Raw genomic sequence first — 19,652 nt, forward strand, 5'->3', positions numbered from 1 at the left:
ATCAAGAGTCAAGAGATCTTGGTTCTTGTGTCTAGGTTCTATATTCTAATTGCGCAATGGTTTTCCTGTTTTCAGCATATGTTGAATGCGTTCTAACGTTTTACGTTCGGTACAGAGACTTAAGAAGGCTTCACGTTCTAGATCCAATAAATATTGTTCGCTAACCAATGACGCTTCTGATAAATCGCCTCCTGCCATCACATAGGCTAGTTTGGTGGCAATCTTTTTGTCGTGTTCCGAAATGTAATGACCCGCCTGCATAGAGTCAATTCCTACTAAGAACATACCCAAAGCTTGTTTTCCTAGCACCTTCACATCATTGCGTTTGATAGGTTGCGTATAACCTTGATCTGCCATAAGTCGGGCGTAGGCTTTAGCAGTAGCAATTTGTCGGTCTTTATTAACCACTACTACATCTTTACCTTTTTGGAGCACGCCAAAATCAAAGGCTTCATAGGCCGAAGTAGACACTTTTGCCATACCAATAGCCATAAAATATTCTTGTAGGACATTCAATTCCACATCATTTTTTCTGAAGGTATCCGAAGCTCTCAAAGTCATTTCCTTGGAACCACCACCACCAGGGATGACACCTACACCAAATTCTACAAGTCCCATATAAGTTTCAGCAGCAGCTACCACTTTATCGGCATGAAGTGACAGCTCACAACCACCACCTAAAGTCATACCATGAGGGGCTGAAATGGTTGGAATGGAAGAATAGCGCATGCGCATCATGGTATCCTGGAAATACTTGATGGCCATGTTTAATTCGTCGTATTCCTGTTCTACCGCCATCATAAAAATCATACCAATGTTGGCGCCTACAGAGAAATTGGCTCCTTGGTTACCAATTACCAAACCATCAAAATCCTTTTCTGCTAGATCAATAGCCTTGTTGATTCCTGCCAACACATCACCACCAATGGTGTTCATTTTACTTTGGAATTCACAGTTCAAAATACCGTCACCCAAATCTTCAATCACCACGCCCGAGTTTTTAAAGACTACATTGGATTTCCGGATGTTATCCAAAATGATAAAGGCATCCTGTCCCGGAACTTTAAGTTGCGTTTTGGATGGAATATCGTAACAATAGGTGGCGCCATCTTTCACTGTGTAGAAGGAAGTGCTTCCTGAGGAAAGCATGTCACTAACCCAAGATGCAGGTTCCAAACCTTCTTGTTGCATCAATTCAATACCCTTGGCAAGCCCTATGGCATCCCAAATTTGAAACGGACCATGTTCCCAACCAAAGCCGGCTTTCATGGCGTCATCTATTTTATAGAGTTCATTGGTGATTTCGGGGATTCTATGGGATACGTAGGCAAACATGGCCGCAAAGTTCTTTCTATAGAATTCACCTGCCTTATCTTTACCAGATACCAGAATAGGGAAGCGGTCAATAACTTTATCAACCGTTTTGGTAAGTTCCAAAGTGGCAAATTTTGCCGATTTTTTAGAACGGTATTCCAAAGTGTCCAAGTCCAAGGAAAGGATTTCACTCGAGCCATCATCGGCTTTTACTTTTTTGTAGAACCCTTGGCCTGTTTTGCTTCCCAACCATTTGTTTTCCATCATGGTACTGATAAAGCCCGGAAGTTTAAATAGCTCATGGGCTTCGTCATTTGGACAATTCTCGTAAAGACCATTGGCTACGTGTACCAAGGTATCCAAACCAACCACATCTACCGTACGGAAAGTGGCCGATTTAGGTCTTCCTATCACGGGTCCGGTAAGTTTATCAACTTCCTCAATCGTCAAACCAAGTTCCTTAACTTGGTGGAACAAACTCATGATGCCAAAAATCCCGATACGGTTACCTATAAAGGCCGGTGTATCCTTAGCAACTACTGAAGTTTTTCCTAAGTATTGTTCGCCATAACCATTTAGGAATTCCAAGACTTCAGGAGAGGTCTTAGGCCCAGGAATGATTTCGAACAATTTTAGGTAGCGTGCCGGGTTAAAGAAGTGCGTTCCACAAAAGTGTTTTTGGAAGTCTTCACTTCGGCCTTCACTCATAAAATGGATAGGAATCCCAGAGGTATTGGACGTGATTAAAGTCCCTGGTGTTCTGTACTTTTCAAGGTTTTCAAAAACCGATTTTTTAATGTCCAAACGTTCTACAACCACTTCAATGATCCAATCGACATTGGCCACTTTGGCAATGTCATCCTCAAGATTTCCAGTTTGGATGCGGTTTGCAAAACTTTGGTGATATATAGGGGATGGCTTCGATTTTAGGGCCGCCTTTAAGGCATCGTTTACCAAACGGTTGCGCACGACAGCATCGTTTAGTGTGAGGCCTTTAGCTTTTTCGATGTCGTTAAGTTCTCTGGGAACAATGTCCAATAGTAGGACTTCAACGCCAATGTTGGCGAAGTGGCAAGCAATGCCGCTTCCCATAATTCCAGAGCCTATAACGGCCACTTTTTTTATGATACGTTTGCTCATTTAATTTATGATCTTTCGTTTTGGTTAAATATTTTTTTGTTGGCTATCAAGTCGTTGATAGTTTCGGCAACTTCGTAGAAATGTGCCATTTTTTCTGCAGAAATATGTCGTTTGACCGTATCGTTAAATGTTAGTACACGGTCTTTGGACAATTCCCTCTTTTCCTTTCCAAAAGGAGTGAGATGGATTAATACCCCACGGCCGTCGTTAGGGTTGGGTTTACGTTCAATGAGTCCACGGGTTTCCATGGTTTTTAAAATTCGAGATAAACTTGTGGCCTCCATACCCATTTTTGGGCCCAATGAGGTAGATGGTGTTCCTTTTTCAGGGTCTATGCTTAATAAGGTAAAACCTGTGGCCATAGTTGTCTCAAATTTTGCAGCTTCATCATTATACATTTTGTTAACTGCCAACCAAGTGGTTCTCAGGACGTAGTCTATGGTTTTGTCTTTCATGAATAGTGTTTAGTTCTCTCAAATATAATAATTATTTATTATGCATGCATAATAAATGGAAAAATTAACATAAAAAAACACCTTGTAAAAAGGTGTTCATATTTGTAGGAAATTGATTAAAGTTCTTTCAGTGAATTTTTGGATATCTAGGTTTGATGAGCACTATTTCCATGTATTTATGAAATCAGTGTTTTCAATTTTGTTGGTAGGGGTAATCTTCTGTACAACCATGTTTCCGAAGTTTCACTCGCAATCTGTAAAAGTTGGTTTCAATGGTTCTTAGAGAAACACTTAATAGGTCGGCCAGTTCTTTATGGGCTAAGTTAAAAGGTTGCAGGGCAGCATAAAGCTTTTCTGTTTTCGTTAAAAACTCCAATGATTCTATATTGGAAATAACACTTTCATAGTCATTAATATGAGTTTGCTTGAAGTCGTTCCAATTCATAATCCTTTCTCCTTGATTGGAAAGAACGAACGGTTTGTTGTCAATAATTTTGGTTTCGTCTTGTTGGCTATAATCTTTTTGCCAATTACGCTTAAATCGAGTAATTAAAAACAACCAATTGGTATAAATGGCCAAGGTTATAATTAAAAGGGTCATTATTAAATTTGAAACCAAGGTTACGTAATACATTTGCTTAAAGACCTTGATGTCGTTGAAATACACCAAAATTGATATGAAAAAGAGGTTGTCTAAAATGTAATAGACAATAAAAAGAATACTGAACACCTTTTTATACACACCATCAAAGAGCTCGGGCCCTTTATTCACATTGATTTTTCTTAAATAATAAATGAAAAGAGACAGCAGTGATATATTGTAGATTAACTGCACTATGGCGTTAATATGCATATTCTTGTTGGTAGGGTAGAAAATTAAATGCTCTGTGTCATCTTGGGCAATGAGGAGGTGTATGATAGCAAATCCAACCCCAATAAGCATGAGAAGTCCGAAATACTTAAAGATTTTAGATTTAGGAACCGATTTTCCAAAAAGTGCGGCACAAAATACGGGAGCCAATAAGGCGAAATTTTCATTTATGACCCCATAAAAATCTAAAACCATTAAAGATTGGTCGGTGTAGTAATATTCTAAATACAACCACACTCCCAAAGAAGAAAAAAATAGAAACGAAAAGAACGTCAAGAATAATTCAAACGGCTCTTGCTTATTGCTTCTTACAATAAAGAGAATAAAACCAATGGCACTCAGGAAAAACGTCAAATGACTTAAAAACATGATTATAGTAGTTTTGTAGTAGTGTTACAGATACCTTCGAGTCCTTAAAAAATTACATTTACTTCATGATTTTTGATTGTAGGTTTCATGCTTCTTTTTGAAGGTCTACAAATACTTTTTTTAATCAAAACTGAAAAATACGACTGGCTTTCCAAACTCATTTTGAGGTACTTTTTATTGGTTGAATATCGTGTTTTTTTCTGATGTAAGTCAAGAAAATAAATTAAGAGCTCAGTAAACTTCATAGCATGTTGATTACTAGCTGAAAAAATAAATAGCAAAAATTAAATACAGTGAAACACAATTCCCTTTTGAACCATTTAGATTTAGTAAACTGCAAACATGGTTATTATACATTACTATTTTTTTTATTATCAACTCTTTTCTCAAATGTAATTATTGGTCAAACTACGCTGATAGATCCTTTAGGCGATGGTGGTTTTGAAACAGGTGATACATTTGCAACAAATGGTTGGTCCAACAATAGTTCTCAAACCAACCAATGGGTTTGTAGTACAGGGGCAACATCGGGCTTCAGTGGAACCAATGCGGCCTATATTTCCAATAGTCCCTCGTTAGCGATTCCTCCAAATGTATATGCCAATAATAGTTCAAGTGTTTCCCATATTTATAGAGATATATCCATACCTGCGGGAGAAACCTTTATTCAGTTGAATTTTGATTGGATCAGTAGGGGAGAGTCAGGTTTTGATTATATGAGAGTTTGGTTGGTTCCTGTATCCTACATCCCAAATAGTGGCACGCAAATATCCACTACGAATAGTGGAGGGACTAGTATTGGTCAAAATAATTATGGAGGGCAATCTACATGGAATAATGAATCCGTAACACTTCCATCTACTTATGCAGGTACTACCTTTAGATTGGTTTTTGAATGGCGAAACGATAGTTCAATTGGAACCAATCCACCAGCGGGAATTGACAATATCTCATTAACTTCAACAGCTCCCATACCGCCAGCAAATGATAACTGTGATAGCCCTATTTCCTTAATCGTAAATACAGATAATTCCTGTTCCCTTGCCACACAGGGGCAATTAACATTTGCCACAGCTTCGGGGATTGGCGATTGTACTACCGGCGTGCCCAATGATGACGTATGGTTTAGTTTTGTTGCCACCTCAACAACACATACCATTAGCCTTTTGGATGTTACAGGTACCTATACTGATTTAGTTCATGCCGTTTATAGTAATGCATGTGGTTCCTTAAATATGGTTTCTGGTAGTTGCTCCAATCCCAATGACAGTATGGTTACAGGGCTTTCTGTTGGGCAAACATATTTTATACAAGTGTATTCCTGGGCAGATTCAAGTACTTTAAGTCAACAGCCAACTATTGTCGATTTTGATATTTGTGTTGGAGCTCCGCCATCAAACGACGACCCCTGTAACGCCATTGCATTGGATGTTTCTGGTGACTGTATGAGTGCTTATGGAAACACTCTTTTTGCAACAGATTCCAACATCAGCAGTGCAAACTGCAATACGTCTGGAGATGACGATGATATCTGGTTTAGTTTTGTGGCTCAAGAGACATCTCACTCTATTAACATTGAAAATGTCTCCGGAAATACAACCAATTTATTCCATGCTGTATACGAAGGTAGTTGCGGAAGTCCTGCCAGTATGCCTTTGTGTTCATTTCCTAACAATAGTACAGCTACAGGGTTAATCCCTGGGGCTACATATTATGTTCAAGTTATGACTTCTAGCGTTGGTAATTATAATGCGAGTTTTGAGATTTGTACCATTCCATTGGTATCTCCCTGCTCAAATCCCTCAACCCTTCCTGAGTTATCATGTAGTACAAATGAGACTGCCTTTATAACTGGGGGGACTGGTTTTTTTGATAATAACCCCTGCGGATCTTGGGATCTTGAGGGGCAAGAAGCTTTGTACACTTTTACCCCTTCCGTTACGGCAGAATACAGTATATCACAAATTTCAACCTCTGGGTCGGGGAGTGATGCTCATATTAACTATTTGTATAAGGAAGCCAATGACGGATGTAATGCTAACAACTGGAACTGTATAGCGCATTTGGAAGGAAATGATCAAGGGAGCTCTACATTCACGCTTACTGGGGGCGTAACCTATTATATATTATTGGATACTGAAACGACGTCAAGTAATAATGTCACCTTTCAAATAAGTTGTCCTCCTCAATGCGGTGATAGTTTTTACGATTCAGGAGGAATTTCTGCAAATTATTCAAATAATGAAAGTCGAAGTATTACAATTTGTCCAGAAACTGAAGGCTCTGATGTAACGGTTACTTTTACTAGTTTTCAAGTAGAGGGGGCGGGAGCTAATTATTGTTTCGATAATTTGAGAGTTTATGATGGACCTGATGACACGTTTCCTCAAATAACCCCAGCAAGCTTGGGCTTGGGACCAGGAACGGATGGGTTCTGTTATCAGTCACCTACAGATGGAACTGCCAACCTCGTGGGGCAGTCCATCACAGCAACAAATGCAAATGGGTGTCTTACATTTGTGTTTACTTCCGATGGTACAACAACGCTCAGTGGTTGGGAAGCTGAGGTAAGTTGCTGTACTGTGTGGAACGGATCTGTCAATACAGATTGGAACGTCGCGGAAAATTGGTCCCCAAGCGAAGTGCCAACTTTGGAAGACTGTATCGTTATTCCAGACAATATCACTACTCCAAACGATCCAATTTTAGTGTATGCAGAGAATACCATTGCACCTCAGCCAGGGTATGGTTTAAGTTTAACGTTAAAAGATAATGCCTATTTAGAGCTTGATAGTTCGGAGTTGATAATTGATAAATGGATTGATGTTCAAGGAAGCGCCGTTTTCAATATAAAAAACAATGCAAGCCTAATGCAAATTGATGACAACAATCTTAACACCGGAAACATATATGTGCAACGAGCACCAAATTCCAACTTTTCGAGCGTTAATGGTTTGGAATATGTGTATTGGTCTAGTCCTGTAAATGACTTTAATGTAGGGGATGTTTCTCCTGGAACCGGTTCAGGCTTGATTTTTGAATGGAACCCTACAGTGTCAGGTTATGGAGTGGGTAATCATGGGTATTGGGAAAATGCCTCAGGCATCATGACAAAGGGGAAAGGGTACGCTATTAGAGGGCTTTCTGGGACATCAGAAACGGTTCCAAATAATTTAACCCCTGCTACAGAAATTACTGTAACGCCTCATACAGTATTGTTTTCGGGTGAAGCAAATAACGGAGTTATTGAAATGCCCATTCAACAAGGTGGATATAATGAGGTTGGAGATCCCGGGTATCAAGGAAATAGTTCTTTGGGAACCTTGGCATACAATGACGACGACAATTGGAATTTAATAGGAAATCCCTATCCTTCCGCAATTTCTTCCGATGCCTTTGTGGCCTATAACACCGATATCAATGGAACAGTGTACCTATGGCAGCATGAGGCTTTACCTAGTGCAGACGTAGGAGATCCTTTTTATGAAGATTATGTTTATAACTACTCGGCGGACAATTATATAGAATATAATAGTTCAGGGTCTAACCCTCCCGGATATGATGATTTACATATTGCCTCAGGTCAAGGTTTTTTCGTTTTGATGAACCATAGCACTACGGTTTTAAATTCCACAGTTACGTTTAATAATAGTATGAGAACATATTCTTCAGAATATAATAACAGTACTTTTTTTAGGCAAAACAATACAAATTCCAATACTCAAGATACGGACAGTGCAGATGAAACTATGTTGATTGAACGCCACAGAATTTGGTTAAATCTGTCCAATTCAAACAATATTGCAAATACGCTACTATTGGGATATATACAAGGAGCTACCAATAATTTTGACCGTTTGTACGATGGCTTTGAAGTAACCTCTACCGATTTAAGTTTCTATACCATCAATAGCGATGATAATCTGTCCATTCAAGGACGTTCACTTCCTTTTAATCAGGACGATACCATTCCTCTTGGCATGTATTTACCAGCGGACGATATTTTTAGCATAGCCATTAATTCTCTGGATGGTTTGTTTGTGGATGAGGGAAAAGGCATCTATTTAGAGGATACCTATTTAAATACCATTCACGATTTAAAACAGTCACCATATAGCTTTTCGGGTAATTTGGGGTTGGTCAATGATAGGTTCATTTTAAGATTTACCGGGAACACCTTAACCAACGCTGAATTCAATTTGGGAACTATCATGATTTCTGCGCCGGAAGGAGAATATATTAAAATCAGTTCAGGGAAGGATGTTGTTTCCAGTGTGACGGTTTATGATATACTAGGGAGAGTGATCATAACTAGGACGGACATAAATAAGCAGCAGCTAACCTTAAATAAGACTAACAAAACCTCTGGAGTTTATTTTGTAAAAGCTGTTTTGGCCAATGGTATTGAAAAAACACAGAAAGTCATACTTAAATGATGTTCATTTTTCATTATGTCCCGATATCTGAAAAATATGCAAGTCATCGGTTGAAATTTTTAAAAGCCTGAATGGATCCTCTGAATTCCCCTAGCAGCATGCAGTTTTAGTAGTTTTGCAGTAGTGTTTTTTTAGCCTTTTACAGCTCCTCAAAGCTATTTTTACTCTTGTGGTTGAGACACGCGATTTACTAGCTTGGCAAAATTCTGGATCCACTAATAAAGGAGTTTCAAAAATAATTATCGCGCTTTCAACTTACAACAAAACCCTTTTTAACAGAGATCAGTAAAAGGTCTAATTTATTAACACTAACATTTTTTTATGAAAAGATTTACTTTGCTATGTCTAGCGATACTTTGCTCGACAGTTTCTTATTCAATTTATGCCCAAAATCAATGTGATTTTAAACTAGTAATGATGGATTCCTATGGTGATGGGTGGAATGGTAACACCATAGATGTTTTAGTTGATGGTGCTGTAGTTTTAGATAATATTCAACTTTACGGTAATCAAGGAGGCGGATATTCCTATGCCGCGTATTTTTCTGTAACTGATGGTTCCAATATTACTACGATCTGGAATGGTGGAGGATATTGGCCCGGAGAAGTATCCTATGAGATTTATGATAACAATAATACTTTGCTGGGCTCAGGTGATTCAGCACATCAAATAAATATTGAGAACTCTTTATGCTATGTGCCACTAAATGCCAGTATTGGGGAGTCTTGTTACACAGTCTATAACGGCTATGATCCTCAAGAATGTGTGGAGCTTTCCGTAAATGTAGAAGGAGGTACAGGTAGCTATAATGTACTATGGAGCACGGGAGAGACTACACAAACCATTACGGTTTGTCCTTCGGAAGAAACAGCATATTTCGTAGCGGTATCTGATGCGTATGAAGTCATAAATGAAACTGCCACGGTTTTGGTGGTGGATGTCGCTTGTAGTAATAATGCGAACAATGGTAAAGTGCTTATTTGCCATATAGATGAGGAAGGAAATTATTCTACGTTGTGTGTCTCTTCCAATGCTGTAGAGAATCATTTGGCCCATGGTGATTCACTTGGGGCGTGTGACAGTATCACCTGCGATACACCTCCGGCTTGCGATATTACTGTTGTATCACCTGAAAATGGAACAGTTGAGGCTTCCATAAATCAAGAAATTTCTTGGACGGCAGCCTCAGGAATAGTTGGTGGCTATTATATATCTATTGGAACAACTTCTGGGGGCAACGATGTTTTAGATAGCTATGATGTAGGGAATGCCTTAAATTATGATGGCGGTAGTTTTGATTATAACACGACCTATTATGTTGCGGTTACGCCTTATAATGTTAATGGTAGTGCTAGCGGTTGTATGGAATATAGTTTTTCAACCATGGAAAACCCATGCTATAGAGCGATACCGATAGGGTGTGCAGAAACTGTGATGGGAAGCACTGTGGGAGCTCCCATTAATGAAGGTATGTATTGTGATTATAACAATTTAGGGCAATCTGGAGGAGTTTGGTATACTTTTCAAACTAATGATCCCAACATGAAAGTAACGATAGATACCGATGGTTCTGGATATGATACACGTCTAGGATTATTTAAAGGTAGTTGTGATGCCTTAGAGTGTGTGGATGCCGACAATGATTCTGGAGCAGGCTTGAACTCTAAAATAAATTTTGATGCCGAAGTAGGCACCCTATATTACATTTATGTAACAGGCGATAATTCTGAAGGGGCATACAATCTTAACGTATCCTGTTTAGATACTTCACCTGTTATGGTATCCTGTGGGACTTCTGTAAATAATGAATACTGTTATTCCGACAACGATACCACAGTGTTTACTTATACTAGTTCAGAAGGACTTCCTTTGGAAATTGTTGTGAACGCCGGGTATGTAGAAAATAATTGGGATGAATTTATTGTTTTGGATTCCGATGGTGTTACCCAATTGTATAATGGTTATGGAAATTATGGGGCTTTGGCAGGGTTGACTTTTGAAAGTACGGGTGATACAATTTCTGTAATGATTCAATCAGACTCCAGTACAAGTTGTAGTACTCGAGGTTATGTGTCATTAAATTATAATATTAATTGTGTCATTCCTTGTGGCTATGAATCTGTAGAAACGTATTGTTATGGAAATAATGAGAACAACCAGTTCTCTTATACAAGTACTGATGGTTCACCAGTGCATGTAGCGTTTATGGCAGGAAGTATTGAAACCAACTATGATGAACTCAGGATTTTGGATTCCGATGGTACTACGGTTCTGTTCAATAGCAACAATCCTTATACTTCAAACCTTTCGGACGTAAGTGTTGAAAGTACGGGGGATACAATCATTTTCGATATTTCTTCAGATGTCAGCGTGTCTTGTGGAAGTGGATCTCGATCTCAATGGGAATACTTAGTGTCTTGGGGCTGTCCAAACGATCAGGAAAACGTATCGAGAATGGTGGCTCCTTTAGTTGATGAAACGGAATCTATGGAAGATTGGACACTGTTCCCTAATCCAACAAGTAACGGCCAGGTGACTTTAAATTTGGCTAATTATGTGGGGCAATCTATGAATGTAAAAGTAAATGATGTTAGGGGTAAAGTTACTTTTGAAGAAACCATAGAACGTTTAGCATCTCCCAAATTAGAGATAGCTCTAGATAAGATTCCTTCCGGAATGTATTTTGTTACAATAACTAATGATGGAAAAACCTTCACTAAAAAATTAATCGTTAAATAACCAAGATTTAATCAGAAGAGAGTATTAAAAAAGGCGTTTCATAATTTGTGAAACGCCTTTTTTGTTGTTTGTTATTGATAGTTAGTTTTAACCATAAATTTTTTGGTATAGATCCTTATAGATATCTTGGATGATGTTTCGTCTCATTTTCATGGTAGGGGTTAGATGCCCACCTTTAATAGACCATTCGTCTGGAGTAAGTTCGAAACGTTTAATTTGTTCCCATTTTCCAAATTTGGCATTACATTTATCTACTTCTTGTTGAATTCTATCAATCACTTCTTTAGAAGTATAAATGGCTTCGTTGGTGGGGTCTATTTTTTTACCTTTATATTTAATCCATTCTTTGATGAATTCAAAATTAGGTTGAATAAAAGCGGCTGGCATTTTTTGGCCTTCACCAATGACCATCACCTGCTCAATAAAGCGGGATTGTTTTAACTCATTTTCTAATAGGGTAGGAATAACGTACTTTCCACCAGAGGTTTTAAACATTTCTTTTTTCCTCCCAGTAATTTTTAAGAAGCCTTCGTCATCAATTTCTCCTTTATCACCAGTATGAAAGTAATCGCCAGTCATGACCGATGCTGTTTTTTCAGGGTCCTTATAATATCCTTTCATAACATTAGGGCCCTTAATAAGGATTTCACCATCCTCGGCAATTTTAACCTCCACATTTTGTATAGGTATACCAACGGTTCCCACTTTAAACATGTTGTCTGCATATTTGCCTACAGCAACCACAGGAGAGGTTTCTGTTAGGCCATAACCTTCCATCACTTTCATGCCTGCAGCACAAAATAAGCGGATAAGTCTTGGTTGCAGTGCAGCACTTCCAGAAACCATAGTGTTTAACTCACCACCCAGTGCTTCTTGCCATTTACTGAAAACTAATTTTCGAGCAATGTTTAATTTGAAATGATACCAACCTCCATTTTTATTATAGGGTTGCCATTGTTCGCCTATGTATACAGCCCAGAAAAATATCTTTTGTTTTAAAGGTGATAATTCTTCGGCTTTGTGAACTATTTTGTCATAAACTTTTTCCAATAAGCGAGGGACCACACTCATTAAATGAGGTTTTATCTCTTTGGCATTATCCCCAATCTTATCTAAACCTTCAGCAAAATAAATCGAAGCACCCATGTATTGGTAAACGTATATCAATAAACGTTCAAAAATATGACAGATAGGTAAAAAGCTTAGAACTCTAGTGCCTGCTCCAGAAATAGGAAGTCTAGGAACACTATCCAATGCATTGCTTACAATATTTTTGTGGGTTAACATTACTCCTTTGGGTTTCCCTGTTGTTCCAGAGGTGTAAATAATGGTCGCCAAATCTTCAGGCAAAACCTCCTTTTTACGGTCTTCAACTTCTTGTTGGTTGCTTTCGTCTTCCCCTAGTTTTAGTAACTCAGAGTAATGTCTGCATCCTTTAATGCGGTTAAAGGAGTAGACTTTTTTTACTTTGGTATTGTGTTTTATGGTATTGACCTTGTCCAAAACTTCTTCATCCGATACGAAACAATAAATAGCTTCACTATGATTAAGTACATATTCATAATCTTCGGGAGAAATGGTAGGGTAGATAGGGATATTTTGTGCGCCTACCTGAAGCACACCAATATCCATAATATTCCATTCCGTTCTATTGGTAGATGAAATAACGGCAATCTTGTCGTTTTTTTGAACGCCTAATTTAAGTAATGCTCTACTAATGGCATTAGCCTTATCTATATAATCCTTGGTTGAGGTTGCTTCCCATTTACCATCGTATTTGGTAATCAGGGCATCTTCAAGGTTGTATTGTTCCAATTGGTAGTATGGAAAATCAAAAAGTCTTGTAATTGCTGTCATTTACTGTTTAAGAAAATTGAAGTCCTGCAAAATATAAAATAAATACAGGTTTTCAAATTGAATTATTTATAGGGCTAAATTTCTAAATTTCTTAATAATTGAGCCATTTCATTCCAAACTTAATAAAAATCTCGACATCTTTGAGTATTGTCCAACTATTGTTAGTGTGTAAATAGGCTTTCATACAAATTATTTTTTTAAATATAGTTTGAAGACCGGTTTTGATATGGTCAATCAGAAAATAGCAACCCTAATTTTATGTTTTCTAATAACTGGTCTCATCCAAGGTCACTTTTCCTCTAAATGTTCTATAGACAAATAAGGTGTATCCCAACACCAAAGGAGTTCCAATGGCTACAATGGTGAGCATAATTTGCATGGATTTGGTAGAGGATGCCGCATTGTAAATATCAATATGGTATTTATCGTCTATGGAGGACATCAACAAATTAGGATATAATTCAATGGCCACCAAAACCAAAGACAGTGCAATGGTCAACGACGAAAAAAAGAAGGCGAGTTTATAACGTTTTTTTGAGGCTAACCTTGGTAGATTGGCAATGCTTAAAAACACCATTAAAGGTACCACGAACAAACTGGGATTACTTTTAAAATCATCGGAAAGATGCGGTATGTAAATAAGGGTGTATAAAGTTGTAATGCCAAAACAAACCATAAAAAATATCATTCCTTTTTTAAGGAGTTTAGTGAGCTGTTCAAACATTTTGCCTTCCGTTTTTAATAATAGATAAATCGCGCCATGGGCCATAAACAATGACAAGGTTGTAAGTCCGGTCATGATGGCATAGGGATTCAAAAATTCCAAAAGGCCATCTCCTTGATAAAGATAATTTTCTCCTATTTGAATGCCTTGTAGCACATTGCCAAGAACCACCCCCAATAAAAAAGCCAACATAATGCTGGAAATGCTATAACAGGTATCCCAAAGGGTTTTCCACCATTTCATGTGTTCTTTTCCTCTAAATTCAATAGCAATAGCTCTAAAAATGATAAACACTAAAAAGAGCATAAAGGGGATGTACAGCGACGAGAAAAAGGTTGCGTACATTAATGGGAAGCCAGCAAAAAGGGCGCCACCCCCAATGACCAACCAAACCTCGTTGCCATCCCAAACAGGGCCAACTGCGTTAAGAGCCACTCTTCGGTCTAATTCTTTTTTGAAGAAGAGATGCCAAGCCCCAGCTCCAAAATCAAAACCGTCCAATATGGCGTAGCCAGAAAACAAACCTCCTACAACCAAAAACCACCAAGTGGGATAATCTATGCCTAAAAATGTGTCCATATTGAGAGAAGTTTAACCAGTTATTGCTTGTGAAATGTCTTTGGTCAACGGACGGTCATCGGTTTCGGATTCGTCGTAGGGACCATGTTTAATTTTCTTGTTGAGAAGGTATAGAAACAGAACTAGGAGTAATGCATATACCACTAAGAAAAGGATCAATGAAAATAAAATTTGACTGTCAGTAACCGATTGAGAGAAGGCTTGGGACGTGCGTAGCAAGCCATAAACCACCCAAGGTTGTCTCCCCATTTCTGCAGCAAACCACCCTACTTGATTGGCTATTTGAGGCAGAAATACTGCAAACACAAATACCCAAAGTAACCAGCGACGTCTAAAAAGTTTGCCTTTCCACCATAAAAAGCAGGCATAAAGGGTCAAGGCAATAAGGGTCATACCAATGGCTACCATAATATGATAGAACTGGAACACAGCATTTACTTGAGGGGGGCGCTCATCTTCGGGAAATGCGTTTAGTCCAGTTACCGGTGTTTTAAAATCGTAATCCAATAAAAAGGAAAGTCCTCCGGGAATTTTTAGTCCGCTTACTTTTTGAGTTTCTTTGTTTACCCATCCAAAAATATAGAGATCTGCCGGAGCCGAGGCTTCAAAATGCCCTTCCAAAGCGGCCAATTTTGCTGGTTGATTTTGGGCAACGCCTTCAGCAGAATGGTGCCCCGTAAATAACTGCCCAAGAGAAAATACCGTAGCCACCACCAAGGCAATTTTAAAGGCTTTTCGGGAAATACGCACATAGCGACGTCTTATTAAATAATAAGCATGGACGCTCAGCACTAAAAAGGAACCAGCCAAAAAGGCTCCCAACCATACATGTAACAAGCGATCCACGCTGGAAGGGTTGAATACCATGGCCCAAAAATCTGTTATTTCGGCCCGGGCCAGCATACCTTCTCCAACAATGTGATATCCTGCAGGGGTTTGTTGCCAGCTATTGGCTACCACAATCCAAACTGCGGAAAACATGGAACCAAAAAACACGCCAATGGTAGCCACCAAATGCACCCAAGGCTTCACGCGGTTCCAACCAAAAAGAAGGACGCCCAAAAAACCACTTTCCAAGGCAAAGGCAAAAATACCCTCGGCAGCCAAGGCACTCCCAAAAATATCGCCTACATATCTGGAATAGACCGCCCAATTGGTGCCGAATTCAAATTCCATGACTATGCCGGTTACTACGCCTATTCCGAAGGTGAGTGCAAAGATTTTGGTCCAAAATTTAGCCAAGATATGGTATTCGTCTTGTTTGGTTTTGATGTAAAGTCCTTCAAAAATTACAAGCAACAATCCTAAACCGATACTAAGGGGAGGATAGATGTAATGGAAGGCAATGGTAAATGCAAACTGGATTCTGGCGAGTATTTCGGTATCCATAGGTGTGATCCGTTTTGTGTTGATTAATCAAAAGTGATCAAAAAAGAGAGAATAGCTCTTAATTGCTTATGCAACATAAATTTAAGAAATTTTGGGATAGGAGAAAGATTGCCTCAGTAGAATATCTAAGCCGTTTTTTGTAAGAGGCCTTTTAATTAAGATTATTTAAGTTTGGTTTTCACATGAACCGTTGGAATTTCCACAATCTCTAAGGTGTTTGAGGCTAAAGTTACCTTACCTTGAGTACCGAGAATGCGTTTGCCAATGTTGTCCTGTAGGAGGTGTTTGGTAGACCGTCTTTTCTTGTAGTCGACAATATATCGTAGATTAAATTGAATCCAGTTGTCGGTTAGTGTAATGGCTAGGGTTGGATTTACTTGGGCATCTTCAATATAATATTTATCAACCACTTGTTGCCAATTGGTCTTAGAGGCTTCCACATATTCCGAAAGTAGGTCTTGGGCCACTTCAGTTACCAATTGTTTCGCTATCGCCACATCAGACCCATATTTAATAGGAAGGTCAAATTCATCCCAAACAAAAGGAAAATCTCTTGAATAATTATAAACAGGCCCTTTAAATACAAAGGCATTGCTCAGTTTTACAATGCGCCCACTATAGTTGTCGCTGGATACCCACTCGCCAATTTCCATCATAGTGGTATAAATACTGTCTATGTCTATGACGTCGCCTTTTATTCCTTGTATTTCAATGCGGTCTCCTGGCTTGTAAACCTGCACAAAAAAGATGTAAAAGGATCCGGCAATACTTAAGATAAGTTCTTGTAAGGTAATGGTAACACCAGCAGTCAAAAGTCCTATGGTCAATCCAAAGTCCTTAATACTTCCGGTAAAATAGGAGACCGTAATTATAGCAATAAAAAGGTAGCCAAGAATTTCGATGCCTTTTTGCGATTTGTACTTTACAGCAGTATCAGGAAGGTTTCTTTTAATGAAGCGTCGAGCCCACCCTATAAGCATAAAAATAATGGTGAGCCAAAGAAAGAACTTTAAGAAACTAGCAATGTTGGGGTGTTCTCCAATCCAGTGTTTGATGTCATTTATTAGTCCCATGGCTTTTAGGCAGACTTTCTTTCTGTCAATTTGTTCATTAAATTAAGCTATGAAAAGCAGAAAAGCAAGGATTGGTGCTATTGATGTTTTACAACACTTGAGTTAAAAGCAAAGTATATACAGCGCTTTTGGGTTTAAACCAAGAGGCGTAGTAAAATTTAGCTTTGTACTAATGGTTTTTGGAGGAAATAGTTCAATTCTGTTTTAAGCCTGCCAGCATTTATCCGTAACTTTAGCGGCTCAAAATTTTTAGCAGATATGGATATAGTAAATTATACCCTTAAAGAATACTTTGACCAAAAGAAATCACCTTGTCTTTCCTTTAATGTATTTGCATTGGATAAGGAGCATGAGGAAGATGAACAGAAATGGCATAGAAGTGATTATTTTCAAGTCTTACTTTTACAGGAGGGAGAAGTTTCTCAAGGAATAGAACATAGAAATTTTGATCTTTTAAAGCATCAAATCTCAGTGGTTTTTCCGCACCAAATCAATGCTTTGCAAATGGGGGACAATGCCAAGGGGATTGTGATACAGTTTGATGAGGTGCTGTTTTGTTCCGATTTGCTGAAAAATGAATTGATATCTTATAATAATGACTTGATGCATAAGCTGAACCATGTGGCCCTTGATGAGGAAACGTTTGCAAAAATCAACCACTATGGGGTTCAAATTTTTGAACTGTTCCAGAGTTTGTCACCAATTAAAAAGGAACAAATCCGCTTTTATATCAAAATTATGCTCCTAGAGATTATTGAGGCAGCCCACCAAAACTATCAAGGTTTCCGAGCTCCGGACGAATTGGATTATTTTGCTCGTTTTAAAACATTAATCGAGGCTAATTTTAAGTCCAAGCGCACAGTGAGCTATTACAAGGACCAGCTGCAAATTACTTCTAAAAAGCTCAATGAAATCTGTAAAAACAAAACAGGGCAAACAGCTTTAAATATCATTCATGAGCGTATCCTTACCGAAATTAAGAGGCTGCTAATCTTTTCAGGAAAAAACCATAAGGAAATAGCTTACGAATTAGGGTTTGATTCGCCATCGGCACTCAATAAGTTTGTTTATGCTAAATTAAAGGAAACCCCAAGCGAACTAAAACAGGAGCTTTCCAAAATTTATAAGTATTAGGCCTGTTTTTATAATCAAATGCAGCTTGTTCTCCGGTAGTTTTGCCTCATCAAAAAATACAAAAGATGAGTAAATTATTTATTGCAGGAGAAGTGCTTCACAGTGCGGGAAGTCTCGAAGAATTAAAAAATATAGCAGGAACCAAGGCGGTCATTGTTACGGGAGGAAGCTCCATGAGAAAGAGTGGTACTTTAGATAGGGCTATTTCTTTTCTTAAGGACGCTGGAATTGTAACTGAAGTGTTTGAAGGTGTAGAAGAAGATCCGTCATCAGCCACATGTATGAAGGGTGCTGAGGTAATGAAAACTTTCCAACCAGATTGGATTATTGGTTTAGGAGGATGTTCGGCCATTGATGCAGCCAAAATGATGTGGGTGTTTTATGAGCATCCAGACGCAGATTTTGATGCCATGACCAAACCGTTTTCAGTACCGACGCTAAGGAACAAAGCAAAATTTATCGCTATTCCTTCAACTAGTGGAACGGGGACTGAAACAACTGGTCTTGCGGTAATCACCGATCGTGAAAAAGGAGTGAAGTACCCTATTGTATCTTATGAGCTAACTCCTGATATAGCCATTGTTGATGGTGAAATTTGCGCAACCATGCCTGCCAATGTTACTTCAAATACAGGGTTGGATGCGCTTACCCACTGCGTTGAGGCGTATGTTTCCAATATCGAAGACAATTATGCCGATGTCTTAGCTAAGGGAGGTTTAGAAATTGTGTTCAATAACTTAGCTGAAGCTGTTAAAAACCCTACCAATATTAAAGCGCGTCAAAACATGCACGATGCATCTTTTATGGGTGGTTTGGCCTTTAACAATGCATGGTTGGGAATTGTACATTCTTTATCACACCAAGTGGGAGCACTATATGGAATTCCTCACGGGGCTTCAAATGCTATTTTCTTGCCAAATGTAATTCGTTATAATGCTAAGGTATCACAACGTTTTCCTGATCTAGCCAAGGTAATTGGAAAGGAAACTGCGGAAGATTTGGCTCAAGCTATCGAAGGATTGCGCAGTGAAGTTGATAACCAAGCTTCAATTAAAGAATTTGGAATTTCTCAAGAAGATTGGGATAAAAACTTGGATTATATAGCCAATAATGCCTTATTGGATCCATGTACAGGCTTTAACCCAAGAAAGCCCACTCTAGATGAGTTAAAAGATATTTACAATGCATGCTACAATGGTGAGGTGGTAAATTTCTAGGCTATTTTGGCACATCGTATTATAAATCCAGTCCTGTCGGGCTGGATTTTTTTGTTTCTTTTTAAGGCAGTAATGCTTGAGAGTATATTTCTAAATAAAAGAGTTATTAAAAGGAAGCAAAAACATCTTAATGGGATCAACGAAGTCGTCTTAAGATTCTAAAAAAGCAAAATACAGGTTAAAAACCTTATTTTTCAAAAGAAGAAATGAAAGGCTTTCTATTTGTGCTCTAATACGTTGAAGGTCCTTGTTGTAACTAGATATAAGTAATTAAAATCTTCCATTGTATGATATAAATCATTTATTGGGCTACTGGTAATGAGTACTTTTATATGTATAAAGAAGCGTTAAATTT

Annotated in this window: 11 protein-coding genes; 4 read left to right on the forward strand and 7 right to left on the reverse strand. The window is 38.4% G+C overall.

Features of this window, described 5'->3' with window-relative positions; translation table 11 throughout:
- Window positions 1-45 precede the first annotated feature (45 nt).
- The 3 genes from RBH95_RS06075 to RBH95_RS06085 all read right to left on the reverse strand — a co-directional run bounded on the left by RBH95_RS06075 (window position 46) and on the right by RBH95_RS06085 (window position 4,149).
- Window positions 46-2,454 carry a 3-hydroxyacyl-CoA dehydrogenase/enoyl-CoA hydratase family protein gene (locus tag RBH95_RS06075; protein ID WP_307901792.1) on the reverse strand — a complete coding sequence of 803 codons (2,409 nt, stop codon included), beginning with the start codon at window positions 2,452-2,454 and terminating at the stop codon, window positions 46-48.
- A gap of 5 nt (window positions 2,455-2,459) precedes the next feature.
- Complete coding sequence (locus tag RBH95_RS06080; RefSeq protein ID WP_307901793.1) at window positions 2,460-2,909, reverse strand: MarR family winged helix-turn-helix transcriptional regulator; 450 nt, start codon at window positions 2,907-2,909, stop codon at window positions 2,460-2,462.
- Window positions 2,910-3,102: 193 nt separating this feature from the next.
- On the reverse strand, window positions 3,103-4,149 hold the full coding sequence (locus RBH95_RS06085) for a hypothetical protein (protein ID WP_307901794.1): 1,047 nt from the start codon (window positions 4,147-4,149) through the stop codon (window positions 3,103-3,105).
- A 293-nt stretch (window positions 4,150-4,442) separates the two neighbouring features.
- On the opposite strand from RBH95_RS06085, the gene RBH95_RS06090 reads away from it, so the two are divergent.
- Both RBH95_RS06090 and RBH95_RS06095 read left to right on the forward strand, forming a co-directional pair.
- Window positions 4,443-8,585: a T9SS sorting signal type C domain-containing protein gene (locus RBH95_RS06090; protein ID WP_307901795.1), complete on the forward strand. Its 4,143-nt coding sequence runs from the start codon at window positions 4,443-4,445 to the stop codon at window positions 8,583-8,585.
- Window positions 8,586-8,906: 321 nt separating this feature from the next.
- Window positions 8,907-11,324, forward strand: coding sequence for a T9SS type A sorting domain-containing protein (locus RBH95_RS06095; protein ID WP_307901796.1), 2,418 nt, complete (start codon window positions 8,907-8,909; stop codon window positions 11,322-11,324).
- A gap of 87 nt (window positions 11,325-11,411) precedes the next feature.
- Here RBH95_RS06095 and RBH95_RS06100 read toward each other — a convergent pair whose 3' ends face one another.
- The 4 genes from RBH95_RS06100 to RBH95_RS06115 all read right to left on the reverse strand — a co-directional run bounded on the left by RBH95_RS06100 (window position 11,412) and on the right by RBH95_RS06115 (window position 16,946).
- On the reverse strand, window positions 11,412-13,181 hold the full coding sequence (locus RBH95_RS06100; RefSeq protein ID WP_307901797.1) for a long-chain fatty acid--CoA ligase: 1,770 nt from the start codon (window positions 13,179-13,181) through the stop codon (window positions 11,412-11,414).
- Between the two features lie 265 nt (window positions 13,182-13,446).
- Complete coding sequence (gene cydB / locus RBH95_RS06105) at window positions 13,447-14,484, reverse strand: cytochrome d ubiquinol oxidase subunit II (RefSeq protein ID WP_307901798.1); 1,038 nt, start codon at window positions 14,482-14,484, stop codon at window positions 13,447-13,449.
- Window positions 14,485-14,496: 12 nt separating this feature from the next.
- The gene (locus RBH95_RS06110; protein ID WP_307901799.1) at window positions 14,497-15,873 is read right to left on the reverse strand and encodes a cytochrome ubiquinol oxidase subunit I; all 1,377 of its coding nucleotides are present in this window, start codon (window positions 15,871-15,873) and stop codon (window positions 14,497-14,499) included.
- Window positions 15,874-16,034: 161 nt separating this feature from the next.
- A complete protein-coding gene (locus RBH95_RS06115) occupies window positions 16,035-16,946 on the reverse strand; it encodes a mechanosensitive ion channel family protein (protein WP_307901800.1) in 912 nt (303 codons plus the stop codon).
- A 258-nt stretch (window positions 16,947-17,204) separates the two neighbouring features.
- On the opposite strand from RBH95_RS06115, the gene RBH95_RS06120 reads away from it, so the two are divergent.
- Entirely contained in the window at window positions 17,205-18,080 is an 876-nt protein-coding gene (locus RBH95_RS06120) for an AraC family transcriptional regulator (protein ID WP_307901801.1), read from the forward strand.
- 65 nt (window positions 18,081-18,145) lie between these two features.
- Window positions 18,146-19,297 carry an iron-containing alcohol dehydrogenase gene (locus tag RBH95_RS06125; protein WP_307901802.1) on the forward strand — a complete coding sequence of 384 codons (1,152 nt, stop codon included), beginning with the start codon at window positions 18,146-18,148 and terminating at the stop codon, window positions 19,295-19,297.
- Window positions 19,298-19,652 lie beyond the last annotated feature (355 nt).

Origin of the sequence: Mangrovimonas sp. YM274, from assembly GCF_030908385.1 — a bacterium.
In the GTDB taxonomy this organism is placed as follows: Bacteria; Bacteroidota; Bacteroidia; order Flavobacteriales; family Flavobacteriaceae; genus Mangrovimonas_A.

Coding starts and splice junctions, on each gene's coding strand:
- RBH95_RS06120 (WP_307901801.1), top strand. CDS start 17,205: ATGGATATAGTAAATTATACCCTTAAAGAATACTTTGACCAAAAGAAA.
- RBH95_RS06080 (WP_307901793.1), bottom strand. CDS start 2,909: ATGAAAGACAAAACCATAGACTACGTCCTGAGAACCACTTGGTTGGCA.
- RBH95_RS06075 (WP_307901792.1), bottom strand. CDS start 2,454: ATGAGCAAACGTATCATAAAAAAAGTGGCCGTTATAGGCTCTGGAATT.
- RBH95_RS06110 (WP_307901799.1), bottom strand. CDS start 15,873: ATGGATACCGAAATACTCGCCAGAATCCAGTTTGCATTTACCATTGCC.
- RBH95_RS06100 (WP_307901797.1), bottom strand. CDS start 13,181: ATGACAGCAATTACAAGACTTTTTGATTTTCCATACTACCAATTGGAA.
- RBH95_RS06125 (WP_307901802.1), top strand. CDS start 18,146: ATGAGTAAATTATTTATTGCAGGAGAAGTGCTTCACAGTGCGGGAAGT.
- RBH95_RS06115 (WP_307901800.1), bottom strand. CDS start 16,946: ATGGGACTAATAAATGACATCAAACACTGGATTGGAGAACACCCCAAC.
- RBH95_RS06095 (WP_307901796.1), top strand. CDS start 8,907: ATGAAAAGATTTACTTTGCTATGTCTAGCGATACTTTGCTCGACAGTT.
- RBH95_RS06085 (WP_307901794.1), bottom strand. CDS start 4,149: ATGTTTTTAAGTCATTTGACGTTTTTCCTGAGTGCCATTGGTTTTATT.
- cydB (WP_307901798.1), bottom strand. CDS start 14,484: ATGGACACATTTTTAGGCATAGATTATCCCACTTGGTGGTTTTTGGTT.